Origin of the sequence: Ferrovum sp., from assembly GCF_027317285.1 — a bacterium.
In the GTDB taxonomy this organism is placed as follows: Bacteria; Pseudomonadota; Gammaproteobacteria; order Burkholderiales; family Ferrovaceae; genus Ferrovum.
Window position 1 is genome coordinate 37905 of sequence record NZ_DAHVHV010000010.1, and the last position, 9747, is coordinate 47651.

Here is a 9747-nt window from a genome sequence, read left to right on the forward strand (position 1 = left end):
ATTACCCCGCCCACAAACGCCCGAAGGGTTTATGGCGCAATCCCGCGAGTCGGCAGGGAAAAATCATGGCTGATTTATTTCCACAACAGCCCGTTGCCCCCCTGGCTGAAGCCCTCCGTCCCAAGGAACTGGATGAAGTCATTGGGCAGTCCCACCTTCTGGGTGAAGGCAAGCCGTTGAAATTGGCTTTTCAATCAGGAAAACCCCATTCCATGATTCTGTGGGGGCCACCAGGTGTGGGCAAGACAACCCTGGCCCGGCTGACTGCACGCGCCTTTGACTGTGAATTCATCGCCCTGTCCGCCGTGTTCTCCGGGGTGAAAGACATCAGGGCAGCAATGGAGCAGGCGCAGGAGAATCTGGCCCGTTGCAAACACACCCTCCTGTTTGTGGATGAAATTCACAGGTTTAACAAGAACCAGCAGGATGCCCTGCTGCCCTATGCCGAAAGCGGTCTGGTCACCTTCATTGGCGCGACGACCGAAAACCCGTCGTTTGAAGTGAACTCAGCCCTTCTGTCCCGCGCTCAGGTCTATGTCCTGAAGCCCCTGACGGAAGACGAACTGAGACAATTGCTGCGGCGGGCACAGGAAAAGGCACTGGGTCAGCTCCAGTTCGACGACTTGGCCGTTGACACCCTCATTGGCTATGCCGACGGGGATGCCCGAAGGTTTTTGAACCTGCTGGAACAGTGCAATACGGCTGCAGGCACGGCGGGCGTGACCATGATCGATGCCGATTTCATCCAGAATGCGCTCACCCTGAACAGCAGAAGATTTGACAAGGGGGGGGACAACTTCTATGACCAGATTTCCGCCCTGCACAAGTCGGTGCGCGGCTCCAATCCCGATGCCGCGCTCTACTGGCTGTGCAGGATGCTGGATGGGGGAGCCGATCCCCGTTACCTGGCACGGCGAATCGTCCGGATGGCATGGGAAGACATCGGTCTGGCGGATCCAAGGGCCATGCAGATTGCCAATGATGCTGCGCTGACCCTAGAACGACTGGGTAGCCCGGAAGGGGAACTGGCACTCGGCCAGGCAGTCATCTACCTTGCCGTTGCGGCCAAGAGCAATGCCGGCTACATGGCCTACAACCAGGCTTGCGCCTTCGTAAAGCAGGACAGGAGCCGTGAAGTTCCCATGCATCTACGCAATGCGCCAACCCGTTTGATGAAAGAAATGGGACATGGAAAAACTTATCGCTATGCCCATGACGAACCCCATGCCTACGCCGCAGGAGAAACCTACCTGCCTTCAGACATGAAACCTCCCCGGTGGTACCGTCCCGTACCCCGCGGGCTGGAAGTCAAGATTGCCGAAAAAATGGATTTCCTGAAGAATCTGGACGATCAATCCAGGGACAAGACAACGTAAGCACCTGCCCTGCCCTGCGGATTTTTTTCAGGAAATGGACGAGGCAATCAGATCGCAAAATCAGACTTGTTTCGTCCCGCGCTGGTAGCCTGTTTAAGCCAATCGGGGCGACGTCCCTTGCCATTCCAGATTTCCCCATTAGGACCCCGATAGCGAACACCGGATCCAGCGGAGCGGGCCACGGCGCGTGTCCCCACCAGCCCCAACTCCTTGGCCGTGATACCGTAACGCGCCACTTTCTCGCGAATCTCTGCAATCATGCCCAACTTTTCCTGTTGACGCACGGCCTCTGCCTTCTGTTTCAATTCCTCTGCCTGAGCCATCAATTCTTCATAAGTTGCCATCATCACATTCCTTTTATTAAGTGAAACTTAAGGCACGTGTTAAAGTGCCTAATCCGAATTACCGACAACAGATTGCAATCACTGGATTGCCGGTCAGTATACCAAATCATAAAACAAAATTGAAACAAAATGCAAAGTCAAAAAACCAATAATTATTTTCAATAAATCACACCCCTCGCTTTTGCCGAATCAATTCACCACCCAACAAGCCAGAAACACTTTTATTACCCCCCCGAGAAGCCATCAATCCTCCCGCAGAGAAGGACTCTCTGGCGCTGAATGACACGCACTTACCCCCCAACAATCTTCCGGCAATCCCCGGAGAATCCTTTCCTCACCCCCACATCCCTTGCATGAGTCCCTTGAACCCTGTATGATGCACGGATTCTTTTGGGGGTATAGCTCAGCTGGGAGAGCGCTTGCATGGCATGCAAGAGGTCAGCGGTTCGATCCCGCTTACCTCCACCATCACATCAATAAACATGGGCCTTCACAGCCACTTTTTTCAGCCGCCCATCATTCAGCCTGAAAATCAGACCATCAAATCCGGTGTTCACACTCAGAAGCATCCCCATAACCCGTTCAAGGCCGGGTTTTATTGCCCATTCATCCGGAAAGGTCTACCATGGCCCCGTGGGACACGGTCCGGACGAGGCGAATAAATCATGCAATGGAGACCACAATGCGGAAAGTTTTTTTGTTTGTGCTGGCCAACCTCTTGATGGCTGAAACCGTCATGGCGGACGGCTTTACCTTGACAAGCCCTCAAGTGAAGGAAGGCGGGCGCATTGCCAACGAACAGGTATTCAATGGATTTGGATGCCAAGGCAGTAATGTCTCGCCCGAACTTCAATGGAAGGGTGCCCCCGCAGGGACCAAGAGTTTTGCCGTGACTGTCTATGACCCGGACGCCCCGACGGGTAGCGGCTGGTGGCACTGGGTCATCTTCAACATCCCCGCCAGCGCAACGACGCTGGCCAAGGACGCGGGAAACCCGCAGACAAATCTTGCCCCACCGGGCAGCATCCAAAGTCGAACCGATTTCGCCAAATCCGGATATGGCGGCCCATGCCCGCCGACAGGCGACAAGCCGCACCGCTATCAATTCACCGTATACGCGCTGAAAACGGACAAACTGCCACTGGATGAAAATGCGCCAGCCGCAATGGTGGGTTTCTACCTTCATCAGGACTCGATCGGAAAGGCAGTACTCAATGTGCGGTACGGTCGGTAGTTATCGACGCTTCCTTCTCACCGAGCGACAGGACTGCCATCCTCGTTTCCGCCCAAGGGTCGGCGGGAGCAGTTCATGGACGATGCTCACACCGGACCAATCTCTTCTGCGAAAAGGCAAAAGTGGCAATGATGAAGTAGCAAAGTACTGGAACCCCGAAAGCGTGGGCCAACCCCCATTCATCGGCCAGGGCTCCCGTCAGCAAAGGAACCAGTGCCCCGCCCACGATGGCCATACACAACAGCCCGGACCCCTGGGGCGTATCGCCGCCCAGATTTTCCAGGGTCAACGAAAAAATGACGGGAAACATGATCGAATTACACAGCCCTACGGCAATCAGGGCCACCGCTGCGAGATGCCCCTGACTTGAGGAGGAGACCAGCACCAGAGTCGCTGCGCCCAGGGCGCAACTGCCCAGGACCCGGTGTGCCTGCAAACGGGAGAGCACCCAGGAACCCATGAAACGCCCTACCATGGCCCCCCCCCAGTAAAGGCTGACCAGACTCCCCGCTACGGGAGCACTGATACCCAGCACCTGGGGTTGTATCAAATAACTGGTCATCAAACTTCCCAGAGTCACTTCGGCGCCCACATAAACAAACAGGGCGCTCCAACCAAAGGAAAATCGAAACTTTTTAAAGAGTTGCCAATCCACCCCACGCGGGGATTCCTGCAGAACCGGGAGGTCCGACGAATGCTGCCCCTTCCAGAACAACAGGGACAACGCGCCAAAAATGACGGCAATCGCCAGGAAAGGCCAGCGCATCGGGTTCATGTCCTCGAAAGTTGCATGCCGCAGAATCACTGCCGCGCCGATCAGGGGCCCCAAGGTCGTGCCAAGGGAATTGAAGGCTTGAGCCAACGTCAGGCGACTGTGGGCGAGACCAGAGTCCCCCAACTCCATGACCAGGGGATTGACGCTGACCTGAAGCAGGGTAATCCCCGCCGACAAGACGAAAAGCGCACCCAAAAACCACGGGAATTCACGAAACGCCGTTGCCGGAATGAAGAGCAGGCATCCCAGGACCGCAGTCGCCAGTCCCAGGGCAATGCTGCGCGCATAACCCAACTGCGCCAGGATCTGCCCCGCAGGAATCGAGAACACCAGATAACCGATGAAGAAACTGAACTGGGTCAGCAATACCTCCGCGTACCCCAGGGAAAACAGAACCTTGAGTTTGGGCACCAGAGAATCGATCAGTACGGTACTCATCCCCCAGCAAAAGAAAACGGCAACCGCTGCCTTCATCCAATGCGACGGATCCTTGTGATGCGCAGCGGATTTCACGCGGAGCGGGGTACCACCAGGACCCGGTTCTGCCGGGCAATCTCGCCCAGATAAGTCGCACTGGGCTTGATGTGCCGTTGAAAAGTTCTGTGGTCCACTGCCACCAATCCAAAATGCGGGCGGTAGCCGTCCAGCCATTCAAAGTTGTCCAGCAGGGACCAGTGAATGTAACTCCGCACATCGATCCCTGCGGCCAGGCAACGGGCCACCCCCGAAACCGCCTGACGGATATAGTCGACCCGCCGCGTATCATCCATGGTGGCCACGCCATTTTCCGTCACGTACAGCGGGATTTTTACATGCCCATGGGTATACCGGATGACGCCCTCCAGGGCTTCAGGATAGAATTCATACCCCATATCGGTGAGCGGATAACCAGTCTGTGGCGGCAACCGGCCGCGCGCGCCGATCCGTGCCCGGGAATAGGCCTGTACCCCCAGAAAATCACCATGCCTTTGCACCATTTCAAACCAGGGCAGGTAAGAAAGACGGCGCTTGCGCTCCAGCATCGCCGTTGCTCCCGGCCCCACGGGCTGGTCATCTTCCATGGCAATGGAAACCCCGACCGGCAATTCGGGACGTACCGCCTTGATGGCTTCGTACCCTGCCTGATGAGCCTGGAGCAACCCCTGATGAACCTGCTCCAGGTCCCCGAAGATCCACGAAGAAAAGCGGCCCGTGCCCACCCGGGTTCCGGCTTTTCGAATAATTTCCTGGTCCTTGATCGTACCCAGTTTGGTCAGTTCATACCCCGGAATACAAAACAGCAACTGCGTCAGATTGGGCTCATTCAACGTGGTTGCATAATTCATCCACTCGCCCAGATGCCGCGTCACCCAATCACAGTACCGCGCAAAGAGCCAACTCGATTCCGGGTTTTCCCATCCCCCCAACCCGGCAAACCAGCGCGGGGTGGTGAAATGGTTGAACGTCACCATGGAACGCACCCCGTAACGCTGACATGATTCCAGAACACGGCGATAGTGATCGATCTGCCCCCGTGAAAATTGTCCGGCTTCAGGCTCGATCCGTGACCATTCGATGGAAAAACGGAAAGTGTTGAGCCCCAGATCGGACAACATGGAAATATCCTGATCAAAACGGTTGTAATGATCGCAGGCATCCCCCGATGGCTCGTCAAACAGGGTTGGCTGCATATTTTCCAGCAACCACGAGTCGCTGTTGATATTGCTGCCTTCCACCTGATGTCCCGCCGTCGCCGCGCCCCACAGAAACCCGAGGGGAAACGCTTCCCCCAACTCGGCCAAACTGACCTTCGGCCACAGGGAACCGGCCAGAGCCGCACCGCCCATTCCCAGCATCTGACGCCGTTTCCTTTGCCATTCCTTCAATTCAGTGTCTTCCACTTATCTCCCTCGACAACGGTAAGGTTTTTCCGATAACAGAAAGTTCAGATGATACCGAAGAACCACCGGTTTGACCTCATCGAACAGAAACACGTTTTTTTTTACAGGGAGGCCGAAAATTATTTCCGGACGACTGCCTCATCAAAGGCGGAGATCCGTTTGAGCCTCAAACTGTTCCCCAGAACAAATACGGAAGACAACCCCATCGCGACTCCAGCCAGCATCGGATTCAGATGTACGCCAAAGGGCACGGCCACACCCGCCGCAATGGGGATGAGCAGAATGTTATAAAAAAATGCCCAAAACAGATTGCCCCGGATATTATCGAGCGTCTGTCGCGCTGCATCGAAGGCGGTCACCACTGCGCGCAAATTTCCCCGGGTCAGGGTCACCGCTGCCGCTTCCATGGCAATATCGGTGCCTGAGGCCAGTGCAATGCCCACCGAGGCATGGGCCAGCGCTGGCGCGTCATTGATCCCGTCGCCCACAAACGCCACCCGATGCCCCTGGTTTTGCAAGTCGATAACGACACGGGCCTTATCCTGGGGCAACATTTCCGCATGGAATTCCGGAAGCTGCAGTTGTCCTGCGATGGCCGCTGCCGTCCGATGGGCATCGCCGGTCACCATGACCACCTTCAAGCCCCGCGCTTTCAATGCCTGGACGACCTCTTGAGCCCCCGCCTTGATCGGGTCCGAAAGGGCGAGAAAACCCAACAATCGCAAACCGATCGCCACAAATACCACTGTACAGCCCTCATTTTCCAGCCGCGTGGCTTCGTTCACGGCATTCTCGTCCACAGGGATGCCCTCCTGCTCAAGAAACCGCCGAGCACCCACACATACCCTGGAACCGTCCACCTGCCCCTCGACCCCAAAACCCGGTACCGCACGAAACCCTTCGACAACCGGTTGATTCATGCCACGTTGCCGGGCAACATCCACGATGGATCGGCTCAGGGGATGTTCGCTGGCAGACTCCAATGCGGCGGCCAGTCGCAAGGCTTCATCAGGCTGCGCGCCATGCACCCCGACCAGGACCGGTCGCCCCTCCGTCAGAGTCCCGGTTTTATCAAAGAGAATCCTGTCGATACGCGAAAGAGCCTCCAGGGCCTCACCCTTGCGAAACAAGACCCCCAGTTCGGCAGCACGCCCGGTGCCCACCATGATGGCAGCCGGGGTGGCCAGACCCATGGCACAGGGACAGGCCACCACCAATACCGCTACCGCGGAAACCAACGCCAAATTGAGATCGTCCCTCACCACCATCCAGACCGCAAAGGAAAGCAGCGCCGTCAGGAGAACCAACGGCGTAAATATGCGTACCACCCGGTCCGCCAACCCCTGGATGGGCAACTTCCCGGTTTGCGCACTTTCCACCAACTTCACGATCTGCGCCAACACGGTATCCCTTCCCACGGAAGTCGCCTCGACGATCAGTCGCCCATCCAGATCCACCGTCCCCCCGATCACCTGATCTCCCTCCCCCTTGATCTTTGGCAAAGGCTCCCCGGTCAGCATCGATTCGTCCACATAGGCACGGCCTTCCTTCACCCGCCCATCCACCGCGATTCTCTCTCCCGGACGGATGACGAGACGGTCTCCCACCTTCAGTTGGACGGTGGGGACAGCGCGTTCCTGGCCCTGATCGTCCACCAGACAAGCGGTCTTGGATTGCAGGCCGATGAGTTTGCGCAGAGCCAGAGAGGTCTGTCCCTTGGCCAGGGATTCCAGATATTTTCCCCACAACACGGCAGCCACCACCACGGCAGACGAGTCGAAATAAAGATGGCGGGAAGCCACGGGAAACCAGGCGGGAAACACCAGCACCCACAGGCTGTAGACCCAGGCCACGCCGGTTCCTGTGGCGACCAGCGAGTTCATGTCCGGAGAGAGGTGACGGTAGGCCTTCCATCCCGGACCGAAGAATCGTCGTCCCGGCCCAAACAGGACGAGGGTCGTCAATACCGCCTGCACCCATGCCCAGAATTCATGAAAAGGACTAACCCCCTCGAGCCAGCGTGCCAGCACCGGAACGAAGGCCGGTCCCATGGAAAGGATCAGGACGAACAACCCCAACACGGAGGCCACCATCACCTCGCGCCTCTGAACCCGTAACGCAGCATCCCGTTCGATGCTATCGTCCACCTCTTCCTGTTCTTCCAGCGCACAGGCCTCGTAACCGGCCCTGGCCACGGCCGCCGTCAAATCTTCCAGTCGAACGCCGTTCGGCGCATGGTGAACCTGTGCCCGTTCCGTGGCCAGATTCACATCCACCGCCACGACTCCCGCAAGTCCACCCAGAACCTTTTCCACGCGACTGACGCAGGAAGCACAACTCATGCCCTTGATTTTCAGCGTGGTGGTTTGCAATTTTTCCATGGTGACTCCGCCAACGGTTCAAAATCACCGAAACCAGGCGCGGTTTCAAAACAAAAGATAAAAGGGTTCAATGGGTTACGTCGCGTTCGGGCGGGCAGACCTTTCCAGAAGAATTGGGAACGAAACCACTCCAGGAGTGCTCCCGGCATTCCGACCTGTCCGATCAGAGGCCCGAAAGAAATTACTTGCCCGTGCGGTAGAGATAATGGGAAAAGTGCGAGTAATTGGTACTGACCGCCCGAAACAACCGATCCAGGCTCACAATGGCATGTTCCACAATGTTGATGGCAATGAAGGGATGCTCTGATTTCAGACGCTTGTACATGGTTCTGGATAATTTAAGCACCTGGGTGTCAGGCTCTTTGGCCACCAACCGAACCGAACGGGGCATTTTGTCAAAAAAAGACATCTCTCCCAACATTTCGCCCGGTCCCGCAGAGGCGATTTCATTTTCCTGGTTCTGTTCCACGAAAGCCAGGGCGATCTGCCCCTGAACCACAAAATACAAGGCATCTCCCACCGAACCGATCTCGGACAGGATGTCGCCTTTATTAAATTCCAGGTAGGTCAGATACTCCAGCAGGGTGCGAACCTCACTCACCGTCAGGGAAGAGCAGAGATATTGATGGTCCATGAACTGGGACAACCTGACTTGAGTTGCCGGATCAAGATCCTCACCATGGGGCAAAACAGATTTGCTGGTCATAAACCTCATCCTCAGAGTAGGGAACCAGATCCAGGGGCGCGACACGTGTCTGCCCCGCCATCGTACAGGGGAAATTGTACCAAGGTTTTACGATGAATATCCAGCGCCGGGCGCGCGCATACACACAGTCATCTGGCCGTTCCCATCGCCCCGATCTTTCAGCAAATCTTGCACGGAATCATGGAATCTTCCTCAAACCCGTAGACCGCGCACATGCGATGATAACCATCGGCAATCACAACCTTGCCGTTGACCGTATCCCGTACAAGCAACAACGGAGAAAGGGATTGTTCGGCCAGAATCTTTTTGCGGTCTCTTTCCACACGGGAATTGCTGATCCCCAGCAAGGACAAGCCGGAGGCCCTGAAAATGTCCTTTGCCTTGAATTCGGTCATGGGAGCCTGCTTCAATTGCTCGATAAGTTTTGCCACGGTTTGCACATCGTAGATCAGACTCAGATAGGACTCGGCCGCCGGGTAGTCATGCTTCTCCGGCTCGTCCAGCCATTTGACTTCAGTTTTGCTCATATAGACTCCTTAATCGATGATCGATGGTCAACAGATTTGACCCACTTTTGGCCATTGATTTTGACCCACCCCACTCACAGAACATAATGCAGGATGGCAACGTAATGAGCGGCGCTGCCAGCCATCACAAACAAGTGCCAGATCCCATGCGCATAACTGAGGCGTGTGTCGAGCACATAGAAGATGATGCCGATCGTATAGAACAGTCCGCCGGCAACGACCCAGGCGAAACCGGCCGGTCCCAGTGCCCGCTCCAGCGGAACCAGAGCGATCAGGATCAGCCAGCCCATCAAAACGTAGATCCACAGGGACAGCGTTCGTGCCTCGCTCGGCCTCAGTTCCTGCAAGCCGCCGAATACTGCGAGCCCCCACACCACGCCGAACAGCGACCAACCCCAGGGTCCGCGCAGCGTCACCAGACAGAACGGAGTGTATGTTCCGGCAATCAGCCAATAGATGCTGTGGTGATCCAACTTGCGCAGGAAGTTCTTGGCACGCCCTTGCACGCTGTGATAGAGCACGGA

9 protein-coding genes and 1 tRNA gene are annotated in these 9747 nt (G+C 56.4%); 3 read left to right on the forward strand and 7 right to left on the reverse strand.

Translation table 11 applies throughout. The features are described from left to right. The first annotated feature begins 65 nt into the window (after positions 1–65). Complete coding sequence (locus tag M6F29_RS04115; protein ID WP_298157649.1) at positions 66–1376, forward strand: replication-associated recombination protein A; 1311 nt, start codon at positions 66–68, stop codon at positions 1374–1376. A gap of 47 nt (positions 1377–1423) precedes the next feature. Here the strand turns inward: M6F29_RS04115 and M6F29_RS04120 are convergent, their stop codons facing one another. Beyond that, positions 1424–1720, reverse strand: coding sequence for an H-NS histone family protein (locus M6F29_RS04120; protein WP_298157650.1), 297 nt, complete (start codon positions 1718–1720; stop codon positions 1424–1426). 392 nt (positions 1721–2112) lie between these two features. Between M6F29_RS04120 and M6F29_RS04125 the strand changes: the two genes are divergently transcribed. Together M6F29_RS04125 and M6F29_RS04130 are read left to right on the forward strand one after the other, a co-directional pair. Beyond that, positions 2113–2188 (forward strand) — tRNA-Ala (locus M6F29_RS04125). Positions 2189–2402: 214 nt separating this feature from the next. Next, entirely contained in the window at positions 2403–2954 is a 552-nt protein-coding gene (locus M6F29_RS04130) for a YbhB/YbcL family Raf kinase inhibitor-like protein (protein WP_298157651.1), read from the forward strand. Between the two features lie 73 nt (positions 2955–3027). Here M6F29_RS04130 and M6F29_RS04135 read toward each other — a convergent pair whose 3' ends face one another. The 6 genes from M6F29_RS04135 to trhA form a co-directional block, all read right to left on the reverse strand. Next, on the reverse strand, positions 3028–4203 hold the full coding sequence (locus M6F29_RS04135) for a sugar MFS transporter (RefSeq protein ID WP_298157652.1): 1176 nt from the start codon (positions 4201–4203) through the stop codon (positions 3028–3030). Between the two features lie 35 nt (positions 4204–4238). After that, entirely contained in the window at positions 4239–5609 is a 1371-nt protein-coding gene (locus M6F29_RS04140; RefSeq protein WP_298157653.1) for a glycoside hydrolase family 1 protein, read from the reverse strand. Between the two features lie 119 nt (positions 5610–5728). Then, positions 5729–7990 (reverse strand): heavy metal translocating P-type ATPase, encoded by a 2262-nt coding sequence (locus M6F29_RS04145; protein WP_298157654.1) that lies wholly within the window; start codon positions 7988–7990, stop codon positions 5729–5731. A 181-nt stretch (positions 7991–8171) separates the two neighbouring features. Further along, positions 8172–8696 carry a Crp/Fnr family transcriptional regulator gene (locus M6F29_RS04150; RefSeq protein ID WP_298157655.1) on the reverse strand — a complete coding sequence of 175 codons (525 nt, stop codon included), beginning with the start codon at positions 8694–8696 and terminating at the stop codon, positions 8172–8174. Between the two features lie 158 nt (positions 8697–8854). Then, the gene (locus tag M6F29_RS04155; RefSeq protein ID WP_298157656.1) at positions 8855–9223 is read right to left on the reverse strand and encodes a hypothetical protein; all 369 of its coding nucleotides are present in this window, start codon (positions 9221–9223) and stop codon (positions 8855–8857) included. A gap of 74 nt (positions 9224–9297) precedes the next feature. Next, on the reverse strand, positions 9298–9747 hold a 450-nt coding region (gene trhA, locus M6F29_RS04160; protein ID WP_298157657.1), incomplete at its 5' end, for a PAQR family membrane homeostasis protein TrhA.